This window comes from Streptomyces sp. NPDC002054 (assembly GCF_040296685.1).
Classification (GTDB): Bacteria; Actinomycetota; Actinomycetes; order Streptomycetales; family Streptomycetaceae; genus Streptomyces.
Genome location: NZ_JBEOXT010000018.1, coordinates 46,964 through 65,052, shown reverse-complemented (window position 1 = coordinate 65,052; position 18,089 = coordinate 46,964). Strand labels below are relative to the sequence as shown.

The window sequence follows — 18,089 nt, the reverse complement described above, 5'->3', positions numbered from 1 at the left end:
CTGGATGTGGCGCGGCGCCGCGCCGGTGCGGGGCCGGAGCCCCGGTTTCGGGAAGGGGTGGGTAAAGGGGCGGGTGGGGGAACAGCCCCGCAGGGCCCGGCCCGTCACGGTGCGCCCGGGGGCAGGAAGGGGAGGCCCGCCGGGGCGCCGGTCTCGATCAGGCGGAGCAGCGCATCGGTGTCCGCGTGTTCCTCGATCAGGTCGCCCAGCAGGTCCAGCTGTTCCTCCCGCAGGGAGGCGAAGGAGGTGTCCGGCGCCGGTACGAAGCGGCGGCCCGCAGCCGCGGCGACCTCCTGGAGGAACGCCCGGCGGAAGCCGTCCGACTCCAGCGAGCCGTGCCAGTGGGTGCCCCACACCGACCCCACCCGGCAGCCGTCCAGGAAGGGGTCCCCGCCCAGCACCTCGGCCACGCCGTGGTGGATCTCGTATCCGGTGACCGGTTCGCCGAGCGCCGAACCGGAGGGCCGGGCCAGGGTCTTCTCCCGGGCGAAGCGGACCCGGACCGGCAGCAGGCCCAGCCCGTCGACCACGCCCGCCCGCGATTCGACCTCGTCCTCGATCCGCTCGCCCAGCGCCTGGAAGCCACCGCAGATGCCCAGCACCGGCCGGCCTTCGGCGGCCCGCCGGGCCAGCGCATCGGCCAGCCCCCGCTCCCGCAGCCACTCCAGCGCCTTCACGGTGCCCCGGGTGCCCGGTACGACGGCCAGGTCGGCATCGGCCAGTTCCTCGGCCCGGTCCACGAACCGCACCACCACACCCGGTTCGGCCGCGAGCGCGTCCACGTCCGTGAAGTTCGACATCAGCGGCACCGCGCAGACCGCGACCCGCAGGACGTCCTCGCCCACCGGCGGAGCCACCAACGACTCGCGGACCGAGCCGCGCAGCGAGACCCGCAGGCCGTCCTCCTCGTCGATGCCCAGCCCGTGCCGGAAGGGCAGGACCCCGTACGTGGACCGGCCGGTGATCGACCGCAGCATCTCCATGCCGGGCTCCAGCAGGGAGACGTCACCGCGGAACTTGTTCACCAGGTAGCCGGCGATCAGCGACTGGTCCTCGGCCGACAGCAGGGCCGTGGTGCCGAAGAAGGACGCGAAGACCCCGCCCCGGTCGATGTCCCCGACCACCACCACCGGAAACCGCGCGGCCCGCGCGATCCCCATGTTCACGATGTCCGTGCGCCGCAGGTTGATCTCGGCCGGGCTGCCCGCCCCCTCGCAGATCACGGCGTCATACGTGCCCCGCAACTGCTCCAGGCAGTCCGTGACCACACCGAGCAACTGCTCCTGACGCCCGCCGTGGTAGCCGCGCGCACTCATCTCGCCCACCGGCTTGCCCAGCAGCACCACCTGGCTGCTGCGGTCGCTGCCGGGCTTGAGCAGCACCGGGTTCATCAGAGCCGTGGGCTCCACCCGGGCCGCCTGCGCCTGCATGGCCTGCGCCCGGCCGATCTCCGCGCCCTCGAGGGTGACGAAGGAGTTCAGCGACATGTTCTGGGCCTTGAACGGCGCCACCTTCACGCCCTGCCGGACCAGCCAGCGGCAGATGCCCGCCGTGACCACGCTCTTCCCGGCGTCCGAGGTGGTGCCGGCGACCAGCAGCCCCCCGCCGAGCCGCCCCTTGCTCACGCTGCTCGTGCTGCTCATGCGCGTCCCCTCCGTACCCGTGCGGCGAGCAGCCGGCCGCCGACGCAGGCGGCCAGCGCCAGCCAGGTCACCTGCCGGGACAGCCGTACCGCCCGTTCGATGTCGGCGACCTCCACCGGCCGCCCGGTGTCCCCGTTGAGCACCGCCCGGTGCTCCACCCGTCCCCCGTAGGCCAGGGTGCCGCCGAGCCGGACGCCCAGGGCACCCGCGAAGGAGGCCTCCACCGGGCCGGCGTTGGGGCTGGGGTGGGCCGCCGCGTCGGTGCGCCAGGCCCGGACCGCCCCCCGACGGTCCGGGCCGGCGACCACGGCGGCCAGCGCGGTCAGCCGGGCCCCCGGCCAGCCCGCGAGGTCGTCCAGCCGGGCGGAGGCCCAGCCGTAGCGCAGGTGGCGCGGCGACTTGTGGCCCACCATCGCGTCCAGGGTGTTCACGGCCCGGAAGGCGACCAGCCCGGGCACCCCGGCGACCGCACCCCACACCAGGGCGCCCACCACCGCGTCGGAGGTGTTCTCGGCGACCGACTCCACGACGGCGCGGGCGATCTGCTGCCCGTCCAGCGCCTGCGGGTCGCGCCCGCAGAGGTGGGGGAGGCGTTCCCGGGCCACCTCGGTGTCCCCGGCGGCCAGGGCGCCGCCGATGGCACGGGCCTCCCGGCCCAGTGAGGTCCCGCCGACCACGGCCCAGGTGGCGGCGGCGGTGAGGGCGATCCGGACGGCGGCGGGACGGGAGCGTACGGCGCGGGCGGCCAGCGCACCCGCGGCGGCTGCGCCTCCGGCGCACACCAGGGTGTGCACCACGCCCCGCGAGCGCCGGTCGCGCCAGAGGACGCGTTCGACGCCGGCGGCGGCTCGTCCGAAGGCGGCGACGGGGTGCCCGCGGCGTGGATCCCCGAGGATCCGGTCGCCGATCAGGCCCGCCGTCACGCCGTACGCGAAGACGCGATCGGCACGCATGGGGCAGGTATGTCCTCACTCAGGGTCCGCGCCCTGGTTCGACGTGTCCGGCGGCGAGAGTTCCTGGCTCCCGGCGGGCAGGGACGGCTGTCCGTGCTCCCCGGTGACAGTGGCGGGACCGCGCCGGATTCGCACCGGACTTCCTCTGCTGCCGCCGTAATGGCTCCGGCAGTCCACCACGCACCGCGATGGCCCGTCAACTTGCCGTTGACCTGCTGAAACGAGAACTCCCCCCGGGGCTGCCCGGGGGGAGTGACTCTGTGGTGCTTCGGGTGGTGCGGGGTGGGGCGGGGTGGTGCCCCGGGGACTCAGGCGACGATGAGCCAGATCCCGTACGTCACGGCCGCGGCGCAGAGCGCGAAGCAGGCGTACGCGCCGGTGCGGGCCAGGGTGGCTGCGCCGCCCTGCTCGGTGGCGGCCTCGTGCCGGGAGAGCCCCACCATGCCCAGGGTGAACAGGGCCACCAGAGCGACGGTGGCGGAGAGGCTGACTCCGAAGACGGAGCCGAGAGCTGCCCAGTCGATCTTCATACTGCCGAAACCTTCTCTGTTGGTCAGACCGCGGCGGCCGGAGCCGCCGGGGTCTCGCCGGGCGCGGGGGCGCTCGGGGCGGGGATGGTGGCCTTCAGGTCCTCGTCGGTGACCGCGGCGGTGGTGCCGGCCGGCGGCACGGTGACGGCCGCCATCGCGGTGGTGACCACGCCGGGCGCCTCGGCCGGGGTCTCCAGCTCGTTGACGTTGTTGTGGTCCACGACCTGGCGACGGGAGATCAGCCAGATGGCCAGGCAGGAGCCGACCAGGAAGACGGTGACGGCGGCGATGCCGATGTCACCGGTGCGCATGACCAGCTCGGCACCGGCCGAGACCAGCGCGGCGGCCGGCAGGGTCAGGCCCCAGGCGATGAACATGCGGGTCGCGGTGGACCAGCGGACCACACCGCCCTTGCGGCCCAGGCCCGCACCCATGACCGCGCCGGAGCACGAGTGGGTGGTGGAGAGCGAGAAGCCGAGGTTGGAGGAGGCCAGGATGACGCTGGCGGCCGAGGTCTGGGCGGCGAAGCCCTGCTGCGGCTGCAGGTCGGTCAGGCCCTTGCCCATGGTGCGGATGATGCGCCAGCCGCCGAGGTAGGTACCGAGCGCGATGGCCAGGCCGGCGGAGACGATGACCCAGACGGGCGGGTTGGAGCCGGGGGCGAGTGCCCCGCCGGCGACCAGGGCCAGGGTGATGATGCCCATCGTCTTCTGCGCGTCGTTGGTGCCGTGCGCGAGGGAGACCAGGCCCGCCGAGGCGATCTGACCGGCCCGGTAGCCCTTGGCCGAGGTCTTCTCGCCGACGTTCTTGCCGACCTTGTACGTGACCTTGGTGGCCAGCATGGCGGCCAGACCGGCGACGATCGGCGCGGCGATCGCGGGGATGAGCACCTTGGTGACCACCACGTCGCCGTTGACGGCGCCGATGCCCGCGGAAGCCACCGCGGCACCGATCAGGCCGCCCATCAGGGCGTGGGAGGAGCTGGAGGGGAGTCCGACCAGCCAGGTGATGAGGTTCCAGAGGATGGCGCCGACGAGCGCCGCGAAGATCACCTCTGGCTGGATGCCGTCCTCGTTGACCAGGCCCTTGGAGATCGTCTTGGCGACCTCCACGGACATGAACGCGCCGACGAGGTTGAGCACGGCGGACATGGCCACCGCCGTCTTGGGCTTGAGGGCGCCGGTCGAGATGGTGGTAGCCATCGCGTTGGCTGTGTCGTGGAAACCGTTCGTGAAGTCGAACACGAGAGCGGTAATGATCACGATCCCGAGGAGAAGCGTTATGTGCTCCATTTACCCAGGCTTCTGTTTGACGTCAGTGGCTCGGCGACCGTAGGCAACCTAGGTGAACTAAAAGTGAACTGAGACGGGCGGTGCGGTGTACCAGCCCGGCCCGGCTTCGGGATCCTCGTCCTGATTCTGCCGCCGATGGACCGATTCGTGCACGTCACACGCAGGTGAACGGAACCTTCCGGTGGGGCCGCCCCCGGTCTGGGGGTACCTTCCGGGTCCCCCGGAAGAGACCCAGATCACGTGCCCGGACGCCGCCTTTCAGGCCGTCCGGCCGATTCCGCTCCACTGGCCGGGGCTGCTCCGGCCGCCGAAACTGGAACAGTGCGACCCGCAACAGTGACGGCAGCCGCCGTCACCACCCTTCTGGTGGGTGCCGGAGCAGCCGCGGTCGCGGCCGGCCGGTACGCCGCCGACGCGGCCCTGCGGCCCGAACCGGGCCGCCCTCTGCCCGGCGGCCCCCGGCTCGTCGTCCACGGCACCGCCGGCGGCAGGGTCGCGCTCACCCGCTCCCTGGCCTCGCTGCGCCCGGGCACCTACGGACTGGACGCCCCCGGGGTGCACGCCGTGGTCGGCCGGGTCCTGCCGGACGCCCCGCACACCCCGGACACCGTCGTACGCCAGCTTCTCCGCGTCACCCACGGCCACCTCGACCCCGGCACCCGGGTCAGCCTCACCCCGCAGATCCACCTCGGCAACCCGCGCACCGCCCTCGGCCTCGACCACGCCGATGTGGACGTCCCCGGCGAGCTGGGGGCGCTGCCCGCCTGGTTCGTCCCCGCCGTCCGCAACACCTGGGTGATCACCGTCCACGGCCTCGGCGCCACCCGGGAGCACCCCATGGTGGTGATGCCTTTCCTGAACCGGTTCCGGCTACCGGTCCTCGACCTCGCCTACCGCGGCGACCTGGGCGCTCCCGAGTCCCCCGACGGCCTCGGCCACCTCGGGGCGTCGGAATGGCGCGATCTCGACGCCGCCATCCGCTACGCACTCCGCTTCGGCGCCCGCCGGGTCGTCCTCTACGGCTGGTCCACCGGAGCGACCATGGCCCTGTACGCCGCCGAACGCTCGGCCCTCGCCGACCGGATCGCCGGCCTCGTCCTGGACTCCCCGGTCCTGGACCGGCACACCACCCTGCGGAACCTGGCGGCGGCCCGCGGGACGCCGGCCGTTCTGCTGCCGCTGGCCGTCCGCGCCGCCGAGAGCCGCGCCGGGCTCCACGGGGACCACTGGGGCCATGGGGGCCATGGGGGCCACGGGGACCACCGGGATCCGGCCGCCGATCCCGCCGCCCTCCGGGTCCCGGCCCTGGTCTTCGCCGGACCGGACGACGCCCTCGCCCCCTGGGGCCCGGCCCGCCGGTTCGCCGAGAGCCGCCCCGACCTCGTCACCCTGCACACCGTCCGGGACGCCCCGCACGGGGGAATGTGGAACGTCGACCCGGCCCGCTACGAGGAAGCACTGCGCCGCTTCCTGACCCCTCTTATGTGAGCTCTTGTGTGAACTGCCGTCCACGCGTGCGCGGACGGCCGGGAATCTCCGGCCGGGGAGCGGGCGGCGCGGGTGTGTTGTCCTGGTCTGTACCACGGCCCACCAGCGGCAACGGCCGGTTCCGTTTGGGCTTTCGGCCGGTGACGGGCGAGACTGATTCCGTGACGTCCCGAAAGCCTGATGAGCAGTTGGCTCGCGACTCCAGACTCCGACTCGTCTCCCCGCGTTCCGTGGCCGCCGCCCGCAAGGCGGTGACCAACCGGCGTACCCGGCCGGCCCCCCGGCCGCCGGAGGGAACCCCGGCCGCGCCCGAACTCGCCAAGAGGGCCAGGGCGTCGCTCTCCGATGCGGTACGGCTGGCCCGTTGGGCGGAACGCACCCTCGGCACCGCCGATGGATCCCGCCCGGCCCCGGCCGGCGCGCTGCCCGCCCCCGACGTCGAACGGGCCTCCGGGGAACTGAGCCTGACGCACGGGCAGGTCCAGGCCGGCTGGGACCGCGCCCGGCTCGCCGGACTCGTCGAGGTGCACGGCGGCAGTGCCCGGCCCGGCTGGCGGCTGCGCGCCTGGGACCGCGACGACACCGCCGTGCTGCGCGGCTGGGTCGCCCTCTTCGACGCCTGGTCGCTGGTCCACCCGGCGCCCGCCGACATCGCACCCGAGCTGGTCGCCGAGGTCGTCGAGGCGATGCCACAGGTTCTCTCGCTGCTCCAGCTCTCGGCCGGCCCGGTTACTGTGCCGGCCCTGCTCGACCTGCTGGGCCAGCGCGTCGCCGAGCTCCGCGACGAGCGCTGCGAAGTCCCGTACGCCGCGGACCCCGCCTTGGCGGCGGAAGCCGGAGCCGCCGCTTCCGGTGCGGCACCGGCCCCCGTGCTGGTGCACGAGGGACCGGCAGCCGGGACCGCCGAAGGCGCCCACCGCGCCGGCCCGGAGCTGCCGGCCCTCGAGGCCGCCGCCCCGGCCGGGCCGGTCCCGGCGCCGGCGCCGATCGAAGCTGCCACCGCCGGGGCCACCGCCACCGCCACCGTCGCCGCTTCCGGTGCGGCAGCCGAGCACGCCAAAGGTGCGCACCCGGTCCGCGCGGAGCTACCGGCCACCTGGGCCGCGGCCCCGGCCGGGCCGGTCCCAGCGTCCGGCGAAGCCGCCGTGGTCCCCGTGCTGGTGCATGAGGGACCGGCGGCCGGGACCGCCGAAGGCGCCCACCGCGCCGGCCCAGAGCTGCCGGCCCTGGAGGCCGTCGCCCCGGCCGGGCCGGTCCCGGCGCCGGCCGAAGTCGAGGTGGCCCCGGGCCGGGCCTCGGACGCCGAAGGCCGGACCCTCCAGGGGGCCCGTCCGGGCGAAGCCATGGCCGCACCCGCAGCCGGTGGAGCCGAGGCGCGGCGGACCGCGCCGCTCGCGCGGCTGCTGCGCTGGGCGCTCGGCGGGCTCGCCGCCGTGGACGCCGTCGCCCTCGGGCCCGCCCAGGCCAGCCTCACCCCGCTCGGCAGCTGGGCTGTCTGGGTCAAGCTGGAGCAGATCTGCGTGGCCGCCCAGAGCCCCGCCGGGAACATCGAGCAGTCCGCCGCCGCCATGCTGCACGGCTGCGCCCGGCTCACCCCCGGCCCGGCCCGCGCCGAATACCGCGCCTGGCTGGCCGCCCGGCCCGTCGGCCACGCCGTCGGCGAGCTCCTCCAGGCCGCCCGCGGCGCGGACGCCCTGCTCCGCGGCCTCGCCTTCGAGGCACTCCGGGTGGTCGGCGCCCCCGCCGAGCCCGAGGTCCGGGCCGCCGCCCGCGAAGCCACCCTGCGCCCCTACGCCCTGCTCTGGCTCGCCGAGCACGACGGCGCGGACCCGGAGGACGCCCAGGACGTGCTCACCACCGAGGAGCAGACCTGGCTCTGGGTGGACACCGCAGCAGCCATCGCCGACCACGGCGAGGCCGAGCTGCTCGCCCGGCACCTGGACTCGGCCGTCCGCACCACCGTGCCCCGGCTGCTCGACGAGGTCCGAGCGGTCGGCCACCCCCGCACCGTGCAAGTCCTGGTGGCACTGGCCGCCGCCCACCCCGACCCGGCCCTCGCCAAGGCAGTCCGCCGAGCCGCCTTCCAGGTCCACACCGGCGGCTGAGCGCCCCTTTTTTGGGCTCGGTTCGCCTCCGGGGCCGCTGCTGTCGGCTCCAGGTGGGCGTGCGTCCTCGAAAACCGCTCGTTCCTCACGGTTTTCTCCGGGCGCTCGCCCACCTTCGCCGACGCGGCCCCTTCGGCTCACTCGCCCGCGCAGGCTGCGGCGGGACGGGACGAGGGCCGGCTACGGCGGGAGGGGACGAGGGCCGGCCGCGGCGGGACGGAACAAGGGCCGGCTACGGCGGGAGGGGACGAGGGGCGGCTTCGGCGGGACGGAACAAAGGCCGGCTTCGGCGGGGCGGGACAGGGGGCGGCTTCGGCCGGGCGGCCGGTACAGGCGGGCCGGTCAGACCGTTGGTGCGTACGTGCCGAAGCTCCAGATGTTGCCTTCCGGGTCCCGGGCCATGTAGTCCCGGGACCCGTAGTCCTGGTCGGTGGGCTCCATCAGGATCTCCACCCCGTGCTCCACGGCCCGCCGATGGTGCCCGTCCACGTCCTCGACCACCACGTACACCCCCGTCGGACCCGGCTCCGGGCCCATCGCCTGGTCGAACTTGCTCCCCGTACCCCGGCTGCCGAGCATCACCATGCCGTTCCCGTAGGACAGTTCCGCGTGCATCACCGTGCCGTCGTCACCCTCGTACACCGCGACCCGGGTGAACCCGAACGCCTCGGTCAACAGCTTGATCGCCGCCGTGGCGTCCCGGTACGTCAGCGTCGGACTGATGGACGGTGTACCTGCCATGACGATCACTCCCTTGTGTGCATGTGACCCGGAACACAGTCTGGCAGGCGGCGCTGACAGTCAGCGGAAGGTGTTGCACTGGGCCATGTCGCCGGTCCGGAAGCCCTGGTAGAACCACTGCTGCCGCTGCTCCGCCGAGCCGTGGGTGAAGGACTCCGGAATGACCCGCCCCTGGAACTTCTCCTGGATCCGGTCGTCGCCGACCGCCGCCGCCGCGTCCAGCCCGTCCCGGATGTCGTCCTCCGTCAGCGAGGTGATCAACGGCCGTCCGGTGGACTCGTCCGGGGTCCTGGTCGCGTTCCGCGCCCACACCCCCGCATAGCAGTCGGCTTGCAGCTCCACCTTGACCGCGTTGCTGTTCGGGCCCTGCTGCCCGTCCTGGGCCCGCTGCAGCGTCCCGGTCAGGTTCTGGATGTGGTGCCCGTACTCGTGGGCGACTACATACGCCTGCGCGAACGGGCCACCGCTCGCGCCGAACTTGGTCCGCAGCTCGTTGAAGAACCCCAGGTCCAGATAGACCTGCCGGTCGGCGGGGCAGTAGAACGGCCCGACCGCCGAGGTCGCCGGGCCGCAGGCGGTGTTCACCCGGCCCGTGAAGAACACCGTCGCCGCCGGGCTGTACCGGCCGCCCCGCCGGGTGAACTCCTGCCGCCAGAAGTCCTGGGTGCTGTTCACCACCGCCACCAGCCGGCAGTCCTCCCGGGTGTTGGCGTCCTGGCCGGTCCGGCAGGCCTGCTGCACCTGTGCGGCCGAGGAGGAGGTCGCGGCCGGATCCGGATCGCCGGAGGACAGCCCCAGCTGCTCCGGCCCCACCCCGAAGAGCAGTCCCATGACCAGCGCGATGAGACCGATGAGGCCGCCGCCGACGGTGGCCTTCCCGCCCGGGATACGACTGCCGCGCACATCCTTGACCTCGGACGTGTCCAGATTGGCGTTCTCGTCGAACTGCATCCCGCACCGCCCTCGGATTGCGCGTGCCGCCCCTGCGGTGAGTATCACCCGCTTCATCCTGATACACCCCCTCGTTCCGCGGGGTACGGCAAGGGCCGAACGGGGGACCACCGCCTGCGGTGCGTGCCACCGCCCGGCCGGTGCGGCTACGCTCGGCGCCCGCGGCCCCGCCCCAGGGAAGAGGACCCCACATGATCGCCCCGCCGGTCCCGCCCCGCGCCGAGGGCACCGCACCGACGGCCGGGCGATGGCGGCGGCTGGCCCGCACCCTCGGCCCGCTGCTGGCCGTGAGCCTGCCGGTGCTGGCGATCGTCGTGGCCAACACGGTGACGAACGGCGGCGACCGGGCCGCCCCCTACGGGGACCGGCTCACCGCCCACCCCGTCCCGGGCCCGCCGGCCACCGGCCCGGCCGCCAGACCCGCCGCCGGACCCGCCGCTCCCGAGCTGCGCCACGACCGGCACACCGTACGCGCCTACGCCCCCGGCACCGGGACCCCGCTGTGGACCTATGCCCGGGCGAACCGGCGCCCGCTCGGGGTACTCGCCGCCCCCGGTCACGCCTTCACCCTCTGGGACGACGGCATGATCACCGACACCGGCCACCCGGACCGGCCGGGCTCAGGACCCCCGGGACCCCCGGCACGGACGCCCGGCGTCCGCTGGCACCGCACCCTGCCCGGCGCCGGGCAGGGCGGCCTGCTGGCCCCGCTCGACCCGGCCGGGCGCACCCTGGCCGTCCTCACCCCGGCCCACGCCGTGGCCTACGGCACACAGGCCGGCGACCTCCGCTGGATCCTGCGCCCCCGCCGCGGCTGCGCCTTCCGGCCCGCCGACCGGGTCCGGATCGACGGGGTGCTGCTGATCCCGCAGTCCTGCGCCGATCCCTCGCTCCCGTGGAACCGCTCCCTGGTCGCCGCCGACGAGCACGGCAGGGTCACCCCCGGCAGCCGCCCGGACGGCAGCCGCCCAGAAAAGTAGTTGCGCACCACCGGTAGAATGAACCGCATGGCAAATCTCCTCGCGGATTAGCGGCGTAGAAGCTCGCGTACCGCCCCCTTCCGCCGTCCCCACCGCCCTGGAGTATTTCCGTGATCACCGCCACCGGCATCGAGCTGCGCGCCGGCGCCCGCATCCTCATCGAGAACGCATCCTTCCGAGTCGCCAAGGGCGACCGCATCGGCCTGGTCGGCCGCAACGGCGCCGGCAAGACCACCCTCACCAAGTGCCTGGCCGGCGAGGGCCAGCCCGCCGGCGGGTCCATCGCCCGCTCCGGCGAGGTCGGCTACCTCCCCCAGGACCCCCGCACCGGCGACCTCGACGTGCTCGCCCGCGACCGGATCCTGTCCGCCCGCGGCCTGGACACCCTGCTCAAGAAGATGCGGGCCAACGAGGAGCGCATCGCCAACGGCTCCGGCGCCACCCGCGACAAGGCTCTCAAGCAGTACGAGCGCCAGGAGACCGAGTTCCTCACCAAGGGCGGGTACGCCGCCGAGGCGGAGGCCGCGACCATCTCGGCCGCCCTCGGCCTGCCCGACCGGGTCCTCGGCCAGCCGCTGCACACCCTCTCCGGCGGTCAGCGCCGCCGCGTCGAGCTCTCCCGGATCCTCTTCTCGGACGCCGACACCCTGCTCCTCGACGAGCCCACGAACCACCTCGACGCCGACTCGATCGTCTGGCTGCGCGACTACCTCAAGACCTACCGCGGCGGGTTCATCGTGATCTCCCACGATGTCGACCTGGTCGAGACCGTGGTCAACAAGGTCTTCTACCTGGACGCCAACCGCTCGGTCATCGACGTTTACAACATGGGCTGGAAGCTCTACCAGCAGCAGCGCGAGGCCGACGAGAAGCGCCGCAAGCGCGAGCGCCAGAACGCCGAGAAGAAGGCCGCGGCGCTCAACTCGCAGGCCGACAAGATGCGCGCCAAGGCCACCAAGACCGTCGCCGCCCAGAACATGGCCAAGCGCGCCGACCGGCTGCTGGCCGGCCTGGACGCGGTACGGGTCTCCGACAAGGTCGCCAAGCTGCGCTTCCCGGACCCGGCGCCCTGCGGCAAGACCCCGCTCACCGCCGAGGGCCTGTCGAAGTCCTACGGCTCGCTGGAGATCTTCACCGACGTCGACCTGGCCATCGACAAGGGCTCCCGAGTCGTCATTCTCGGCCTCAACGGCGCCGGCAAGACCACCCTGCTCCGGCTCCTGGCCGGCGCCGAGAAGCCGGACACCGGCCAGGTCACCCCGGGCCACGGCCTCAAGCTCGGCTACTACGCCCAGGAGCACGAGACCCTCGATCCGGAACGCACCGTCCTGGAGAACATGCGGTCCTCCGCGCCCGACCTGGACCTGGTCGCCGTCCGCAAGACCCTGGGCTCCTTCCTGTTCTCCGGCGACGACGTGGACAAGCCGGCGGGCGTGCTGTCCGGTGGCGAGAAGACCCGGCTGGCCCTGGCCACCCTGGTCGTCTCCTCGGCGAACGTGCTGCTGCTCGACGAGCCCACCAACAACCTCGACCCGGCCAGCCGCGAGGAGATCCTCGGCGCGCTGCGCACCTACAAGGGCGCCGTCATCCTCGTCACGCACGACGAGGGCGCGGTCGAGGCGCTGGAGCCGGAGCGGATCATTCTGCTGCCGGACGGAGTCGAGGACCTGTGGGGTCCCGACTACCGGGACCTGGTCGCTCTCGCCTGACCCGTAGATCCAATTCCTTCTGGATCATTCGGCTCACCGCTGATCCATCATCTGAGTGAGACGGTCTCGTACCCTCGCTCGCCGATTCCATGACCCCGGTCGCGCACCTCCTGGTGTCCGGCCGGGGTCGGCTGCATTCCGTGCGGGGGTCCTGACCTGGAGATTTATTCCGGCTCGGACGGAATGTGACGGAGGTCATGCGACGGAAGAGGAGATTCCGTTCTGCGTGCGTGTCCACTCACCGGGAAATGCGGTCGCGCGGACCTTGCTGAATGGGTGGCCAGGAAGCCCGGGAGGGGTGATCATGAGAAGTCCAGAGCGCACTTCCCATGAGGAGGCACGGGTGGCCGAGACTCTGAAGAAGGGCAGCCGGGTGACCGGCGCCGCGCGCGACAAGCTCGCGGCAGACCTGAAGAAAAAGTACGACTCCGGTGCGAGCATCCGGGCGCTGGCCGAGGAGACCGGCCGGTCCTACGGGTTCGTCCACCGGATGCTCAGCGAGTCCGGAGTCACACTGCGTGGCCGCGGTGGCGCGACGCGCGGCAAGAAGGCGGCTACGGCCTGATCCAAGGCTGTCGCCGACGTTCGCACACTGGTGACCCCCGGTCGGCCACTGGGTCGGCTGGGTGGTTACTGTGCAGTCACTTAGTGGACGCTGCACGGTAATCACCCACCCGGAGGCCCAGATGGATCTGCTCGACAAGGACGGCGTACGGCTCACCGTCGATGGCGCAACCGCCACGGTGACACTGACCAATCCGGCCAAGCGAAACGCTCAATCTCCCGCGCTCTGGCGGGCGTTGGCCGAGGCGGGTCAGTCATTGCCGGGCACCGTCCGGGTCGTGGTGCTCAGCGGTGAGGGCAAGTCCTTCTCCGCCGGCCTCGACCGGCAGGCGTTCACTCCCGAAGGCTTCGAGGGAGAACCGTCTTTCCTTGACCTGGCGCGCGGCTCCGACCAGCAGCTGGACGCCACCATCGCCGAGTACCAGGAAGCCTTCACCTGGTGGCGGCGGAACGACATCATCACCATCGCGGCCGTGCAGGGCCATGCCATTGGCGCGGGGTTCCAGCTCGCCCTCGCCTGTGACCTGCGCGTGGTCGCGGAGGACGTGCAGTTCGCCATGCGCGAGACCAGCCTGGGCCTGGTTCCCGACCTCGGCGGCACCCAGCCGCTGACCGCCCTGGTCGGGTACGCCCGTGCCCTGGAGATCTGCGCCACCGGCCGCTTCGTGCACGCGGAGGAGGCCGAGCGCATCGGCCTGGCGAACCTGGTGGTTCCCGTCGCCGAACTCGAACCTGCCGTACGGGACCTGAGCGCGGCCCTGCTGGCGGCCCCGCGGGACGCCGTGATCGAGACCAAGGCCCTGCTCCGGGGCGCGGCCGGGCGTACCTACGACGAGCAGCGCACGGCCGAACGCGCGGCCCAGGCCCGCCGGCTGCGGGACCTCGCGGGTCTCTCCGACTGACCTGACTGACCGGGCGGAGCTCCGGCCCCCGCCCGTCCGGCCGTCCCTCTCTCGGCGCGTACCGCCGTGCGCACGTACCGTGGTCGCAGAGCCCAGTCGGGTGCGAAGCGCCTCGGGTGCGAAGGGAGCCGAGATGACCGAAACCGCGGCAGCGGGGCCGGGCGGGCCGGACCGGGACCCGGCCGAGCGGGGCCGGACCTCCATATCCGACGGGGTGGTCGAGAAGATCGCCGGACTGGCCGCCCGTGAGGTCCTCGGCGTGCACGCCCTGGGCGGCGGTGGCTCCCGCAGCTTCGGCTCGGTCCGGGACCGGGTCCCCGGCGGAGCGAAACCCGCCGCCTCCCGGGGCGTCAAGGCGGAGGTCGGCGAGGTCCAGACCGCCCTCGACCTGGACCTCGTTGTGGACTACGGCGTGGCCATCCGGGAGGTGGCCCGGGCGGTCCGCGAGAACGTCGTCGCCGCGGTGGAGCGGATGACCGGCCTGGAGGTCGTCGAGGTCAACATCGCGGTCACCGACGTCAAACTGCCCGACGAGGAGGACGACGCGTACGAGCCGGGCAGGGCGCCGGACACCCGGCTCCAGTAACCCCGTGGCGAGGAGTCCCGCATGAGCATGGCGGTGGTCGGCCTGCTGGCCGGCATGGCACTCGGATTCGCCGGGTATTTCGGCGGCTTCGGCGCGTTCCTGCTGGTGGCCGCGCTCGGCGCCATCGGCTTCGTGGCCGGCCGGATCTTCGACGGAGACCTGGAACTCGGAGACTTCTTCCGCCCGCGCGACGACCGGCGGCGGTGAGCGGTGACCACGCCACGGCCGCAGACGGCCCGGCCCGCCCCGACCCGCGTCCCCGCCGCCGACCGGGGCGCCACCCGGATCGCCGACCGGGTCATCGCCAAGATCGCGGCCCGGGCGGCCTTCGAGGCCCTGGACCCCGCCGCCCGCCCGCCCGGCACGGCGACGGCACCGCACGCGACGGTCACCGTGCACCACGACATCGCCCGGGTCCGGATCGGGCTGGAGCTCGGCTACCCCTGCGACGTGGCCGCGGTCTGCGCCGCCGTACGCCGGCAAGTCGCCGAACGGATCGAGGAGTGCACGGAGATGGCCGTCCCTGAGGTGGACATCGACGTCGAGCGGCTGCACCCGGTGCAGGCCCGGCCCACCGGGCGGGGCCGGGTCCGGTGACCGCCGCCCCCCAAGGCCGCCTGCGGTCGGCGCGCCGGCTCCCCGCCGCGCTGGCCGCGCTCGTGCTGCTGACCGCTTCCGTGGTCCTGCTGTACGACCTGGTGGCGGCCCGGGCGGACCGTCCGGCCATGTGGTGGCGGCGCGGACTCGGCGGCCTGCTCGACCGGCACACCCTCGAGGAGGGCGCCGTGCTGCTGGGCGGCGCACTGGCCGTCCTGACCGGGCTGGGCCTGCTGCTGCTCGCGCTCACCCCGGGACTGCGGGGCGTCCTGTCGATGCGCGCGGCGGACCCGGGGGCCCGGGCCGGCCTCGGCCGGAGGGCGGCCGGGCTGGTGCTGCGGGACCGGGCGATGGAGGTGCCGGGGGTCCAGTCGGTCCGGGTCCGGATGGGCCGGACCCGGGTGGCGGTCCGGGCCGCCTCGCACTTCCGCGAACTGGACGAGGTACGGGCGGACCTGGAGCATGTACTGGCCGTCGGCATCGAGGAACTCGGCCTGGCGCAGGAGCCGGAGCTGCACGTGCGGGTGAGCCGGCCCGCCCGGAAGGGGTGAGCGCAGATGCTCGGGGCGGTCAACCGGACCCTGCTGGCCACGGCCGGCCTGGTCCTGACGGCGGCCGGCACGGCCGTGCTCACCGCGTCTTGGCCGTTCGCCGGCCGGAGCGAACCCCTGCTGAGCGAGGCCCGGCGGCGCCACTGGCAGGTGGCGGACTGGACCTGGTGGGTGCTGGTGGCGGGGCTGGGGCTGGTGGTGCTGCTGTGCCTGTGGTGGCTGCTGGCCCAGCTGCGGCGGGCCCGGCCGGCGGTGGTGCTGGTGGACACCGAGGACGGGGCATTCGCCGCGCTGCGCGGGCGGGCGCTGGAGGAGGCGGTGGCCGCGGAATGCGACGCGCTGGACGGCGTCGCCCGCAGCCGGGTCATGCTGGCGGGGCGGCGGGGCGTGCCGACCCTGCGGGTGGCGCTGCGGCTGGAGCCGTACGCCGTGCCCGCGGACGTGCTGGCGGGCCTGGCAGGCCCGGTCCTCACCCACGCCCGCACAACGGCGGCCCTCCCCGAACTCCCCCTGGAAGCCCGCCTCCACATCACCGACCAGGGCCCCCGCCGCGTCACCTGACCGGCCCCGCGCAGCGGGTGCGGGTGGCTAGAAGCCGTGGCGGGCGCCGCCGTCGATGGGGAGCATGATGCCCGTCAGGTACGACGCCGCCGGGGAGAGGACGAACGCCGCCGTCCGGCCGAACTCCTCCGGCGTCCCGTACCGGCGCAGCGGAATCCGGCCCTCGTTGGCGGCCCGAGCCGCCTCCGCATCGCCGGACAGCGCGTCCAGCTCCCGCACCCGGTCCGTGTCGATCCGGGCCGGCAGCAGACCGAGCACCCGGACCCCGCGCGGACCCAGCTCGTCCGCCAGGGACTTCGCGAAGCCGGCCAGCCCCGGCCGCAGGCCGTTGGAGATGGTCAGGCCGGGGATCGGCTCGTGCACCGAGCCCGACAGGACGAAGCCGATGACCCCGCCCTCGCCCAGCTCGGCCGCAGCCGCCCTGGCCAGCCGGACCGCTCCGAGGAAGACGGACTCGAACGAGGCCGTCCACTGCTCGTCCGTGTTGTCCGCGGCGAAGCCCGGCGCCGGGCCGCCGACGCTCACCAGAATGCCGTCGAACCGGCCGAACCGTTCGCGGGCGGTGGCGATCAGCCGCTCGGCGGCAGCCGGGTCGGCGTTGTCGGCGCCCACCCCGACCGCGTTCGGGCCGAGTGCCTTCGCGGCGTCCGCCGCGCGCCCCGCGTCCCGTCCGGTCAGCACCACCTTCGCGCCGTCGGCGGTCAGTTCCCGGGCGGTGGCGTACCCCAGCCCGCGGGTTGCTCCGGTGACGACGTAGACACGGTCCTTCAGTCCAAGATCCATGCCCTACACGCTACGCGGCGGTGACCGGCTCCGGATCCCCGTCGGCCGAAGCCTCTGCCGCCCCGGCCGCAGCAGCTGCCTCGCGGTCCCGCTTCTCGCGGCGTACCAGGACGACCCAGCCCACCGGGACCCCGAAGGCGAACATCCACCACTGCACGGCGTACGCCATGTGCGCGCCGATCGAGTCGTGGTCGGGGGTGCCCACCGGCTCGGGGCCGTCGGCCGGGGCCGGCCCGGCCAGCTCGATGTAGCCGCCGAGCACCGGCTTCTTCAGGGTCTCTGCCTGCTGCGCGCTGTTGATCAGCATGACCTGGCGGTCCGGCAGACCCTTGCGGTCCTTGATGCCGCTGCCGCCGCTGGTCTCGTCCGCCTTGAGCCGTCCGGTGACGGTGACCTGCCCGGCCGGTGCGGCCGGCACCGCCGGGTAGGCGCGCGGGTCCCCGCCGCCGGGCACCCAGCCCCGGTTGACCAGGACCGCCCGGCCGTCCGCGAGCACCAGCGGGGTCAGTACGTGGAAGCCGACCTTGTCGTCGTTGGAGGTCCGCATCCGGACCACCACCTCGTGCGCGGTGTCGTACACGCCGGTGGCGGTGACCGACCGCCAGTAGTCGGCGCGCGGGACCGCATGGCCCGGGGAGGTGAGTTCGGTGACCGGCTTCGCCGCGGCCGTCAGGTTGGCCTCGATCAGGGCGTTCTGGGCGACCCGGTGCTCATGGCGGTGGTACTGCCAGAACCCCAGCTTGATCATCGCGGGGATGAGGACAAGGGCGATGAGGGTGAGGCACACCCACTGCCGGGTCAGCACAAAGCGGTACACACCCTTGACGGTACCCGGCGCGCAGCGGGCCCCGGCGGGCGGGTGCGCCTGCCGGGGCCCGTAGGGGTTCAGACGCGGTCGACGATGCCCACCTTCCCCTCCGCGCGGGCGCAGTGCGCTCCGCAGTACCACTGCCCTTCGACCTCGACGCCCTGCCCGATGATCTGTACCCGGCAGTGTTCGCAGATGGGCGCCATGCGGTGAATGGCGCAGGAGAAGCAGTCGAAGACGTGCACCGCGCCCTGCGCGTGCACCTCGAAGGACATGCCGTAATCGTTTCCGCAGACCTCACAACGTGCCATGCGCCACAGGGTGGGACCGGACGGCCCGGCCGGG

General features: G+C 73.7%; 20 protein-coding genes, 1 pseudogene and 1 riboswitch. Of the genes and pseudogenes, 12 read left to right on the top strand and 9 right to left on the bottom strand.

All coding sequences use genetic code 11. The features are described 5' to 3' along the window. Positions 1–104: 104 nt before the first annotated feature. The 4 genes from ABT123_RS18780 to ABT123_RS18765 all read right to left on the bottom strand — a co-directional run bounded on the left by ABT123_RS18780 (position 105) and on the right by ABT123_RS18765 (position 4,418). Complete coding sequence (locus tag ABT123_RS18780) at positions 105–1,643, bottom strand: cobyric acid synthase (RefSeq protein ID WP_351315500.1); 1,539 nt, start codon at positions 1,641–1,643, stop codon at positions 105–107. Then, complete coding sequence (locus ABT123_RS18775; protein WP_351315497.1) at positions 1,640–2,596, bottom strand: cobalamin biosynthesis protein; 957 nt, start codon at positions 2,594–2,596, stop codon at positions 1,640–1,642. The genes ABT123_RS18780 and ABT123_RS18775 overlap by 4 nt, the downstream gene beginning before the upstream one ends. 35 nt (positions 2,597–2,631) lie before the next feature. Further along, positions 2,632–2,789, bottom strand: a riboswitch (cobalamin riboswitch). A 115-nt stretch (positions 2,790–2,904) separates the two neighbouring features. Continuing rightward, positions 2,905–3,126, bottom strand: coding sequence for a hypothetical protein (locus ABT123_RS18770; protein ID WP_351315495.1), 222 nt, complete (start codon positions 3,124–3,126; stop codon positions 2,905–2,907). 23 nt (positions 3,127–3,149) lie between these two features. Then, on the bottom strand, positions 3,150–4,418 hold the full coding sequence (locus ABT123_RS18765) for an inorganic phosphate transporter (protein WP_351315492.1): 1,269 nt from the start codon (positions 4,416–4,418) through the stop codon (positions 3,150–3,152). A gap of 321 nt (positions 4,419–4,739) precedes the next feature. Here ABT123_RS18765 and ABT123_RS18760 point away from each other — a divergent pair, with 321 nt between their 5' ends. The 3 genes and pseudogenes from ABT123_RS18760 to ABT123_RS18750 all read left to right on the top strand — a co-directional run bounded on the left by ABT123_RS18760 (position 4,740) and on the right by ABT123_RS18750 (position 8,011). Then, complete coding sequence (locus ABT123_RS18760; protein WP_351315489.1) at positions 4,740–5,906, top strand: alpha/beta hydrolase family protein; 1,167 nt, start codon at positions 4,740–4,742, stop codon at positions 5,904–5,906. Positions 5,907–6,157: 251 nt separating this feature from the next. Continuing rightward, a pseudogene (locus ABT123_RS18755) lies at positions 6,158–6,772 on the top strand (hypothetical protein); the annotation flags it as partial. 66 nt (positions 6,773–6,838) lie between these two features. After that, complete coding sequence (locus ABT123_RS18750) at positions 6,839–8,011, top strand: hypothetical protein (RefSeq protein ID WP_502970988.1); 1,173 nt, start codon at positions 6,839–6,841, stop codon at positions 8,009–8,011. A 342-nt stretch (positions 8,012–8,353) separates the two neighbouring features. Here ABT123_RS18750 and ABT123_RS18745 read toward each other — a convergent pair whose 3' ends face one another. Further along, positions 8,354–8,752 carry a VOC family protein gene (locus ABT123_RS18745; RefSeq protein WP_351315486.1) on the bottom strand — a complete coding sequence of 133 codons (399 nt, stop codon included), beginning with the start codon at positions 8,750–8,752 and terminating at the stop codon, positions 8,354–8,356. 60 nt (positions 8,753–8,812) lie between these two features. After that, a complete protein-coding gene (gene ypfJ / locus ABT123_RS18740; RefSeq protein WP_351315483.1) occupies positions 8,813–9,703 on the bottom strand; it encodes a KPN_02809 family neutral zinc metallopeptidase in 891 nt (296 codons plus the stop codon). 191 nt (positions 9,704–9,894) lie between these two features. On the opposite strand from ypfJ, the gene ABT123_RS18735 reads away from it, so the two are divergent. From ABT123_RS18735 to ABT123_RS18695, 9 genes are all read left to right on the top strand, one after another. Then, on the top strand, positions 9,895–10,683 hold the full coding sequence (locus ABT123_RS18735; RefSeq protein WP_351315480.1) for a hypothetical protein: 789 nt from the start codon (positions 9,895–9,897) through the stop codon (positions 10,681–10,683). Positions 10,684–10,793: 110 nt separating this feature from the next. Beyond that, positions 10,794–12,392: an ABC-F family ATP-binding cassette domain-containing protein gene (locus ABT123_RS18730; RefSeq protein WP_351315477.1), complete on the top strand. Its 1,599-nt coding sequence runs from the start codon at positions 10,794–10,796 to the stop codon at positions 12,390–12,392. Positions 12,393–12,735: 343 nt separating this feature from the next. After that, positions 12,736–12,957, top strand: coding sequence for a helix-turn-helix domain-containing protein (locus ABT123_RS18725; protein WP_018518904.1), 222 nt, complete (start codon positions 12,736–12,738; stop codon positions 12,955–12,957). Between the two features lie 121 nt (positions 12,958–13,078). Next, complete coding sequence (locus tag ABT123_RS18720) at positions 13,079–13,858, top strand: enoyl-CoA hydratase/isomerase family protein (protein ID WP_351315474.1); 780 nt, start codon at positions 13,079–13,081, stop codon at positions 13,856–13,858. Between the two features lie 133 nt (positions 13,859–13,991). Next, positions 13,992–14,444: an Asp23/Gls24 family envelope stress response protein gene (locus tag ABT123_RS18715; RefSeq protein ID WP_351315471.1), complete on the top strand. Its 453-nt coding sequence runs from the start codon at positions 13,992–13,994 to the stop codon at positions 14,442–14,444. Positions 14,445–14,465: 21 nt separating this feature from the next. After that, positions 14,466–14,651: a hypothetical protein gene (locus ABT123_RS18710; RefSeq protein ID WP_351315468.1), complete on the top strand. Its 186-nt coding sequence runs from the start codon at positions 14,466–14,468 to the stop codon at positions 14,649–14,651. Positions 14,652–14,654: 3 nt separating this feature from the next. Beyond that, positions 14,655–15,041 carry an Asp23/Gls24 family envelope stress response protein gene (locus ABT123_RS18705; protein ID WP_351315465.1) on the top strand — a complete coding sequence of 129 codons (387 nt, stop codon included), beginning with the start codon at positions 14,655–14,657 and terminating at the stop codon, positions 15,039–15,041. Beyond that, on the top strand, positions 15,038–15,592 hold the full coding sequence (locus ABT123_RS18700) for a DUF6286 domain-containing protein (protein WP_351315462.1): 555 nt from the start codon (positions 15,038–15,040) through the stop codon (positions 15,590–15,592). The genes ABT123_RS18705 and ABT123_RS18700 overlap by 4 nt, the downstream gene beginning before the upstream one ends. A 6-nt stretch (positions 15,593–15,598) precedes the next feature. Further along, positions 15,599–16,153, top strand: a complete 555-nt coding sequence (locus ABT123_RS18695) for an alkaline shock response membrane anchor protein AmaP (RefSeq protein WP_351315459.1) — start codon at positions 15,599–15,601, stop codon at positions 16,151–16,153. A gap of 27 nt (positions 16,154–16,180) precedes the next feature. Here the strand turns inward: ABT123_RS18695 and ABT123_RS18690 are convergent, their stop codons facing one another. The 3 genes from ABT123_RS18690 to ABT123_RS18680 form a co-directional block, all read right to left on the bottom strand. Continuing rightward, the gene (locus ABT123_RS18690) at positions 16,181–16,936 is read right to left on the bottom strand and encodes an SDR family oxidoreductase (protein ID WP_351315456.1); all 756 of its coding nucleotides are present in this window, start codon (positions 16,934–16,936) and stop codon (positions 16,181–16,183) included. A 10-nt stretch (positions 16,937–16,946) separates the two neighbouring features. Then, positions 16,947–17,753, bottom strand: a complete 807-nt coding sequence (locus tag ABT123_RS18685) for an SURF1 family cytochrome oxidase biogenesis protein (protein WP_351315453.1) — start codon at positions 17,751–17,753, stop codon at positions 16,947–16,949. A gap of 68 nt (positions 17,754–17,821) precedes the next feature. Beyond that, the gene (locus ABT123_RS18680; RefSeq protein WP_351315451.1) at positions 17,822–18,055 is read right to left on the bottom strand and encodes a metallothionein; all 234 of its coding nucleotides are present in this window, start codon (positions 18,053–18,055) and stop codon (positions 17,822–17,824) included. Positions 18,056–18,089: the final 34 nt, after the last annotated feature.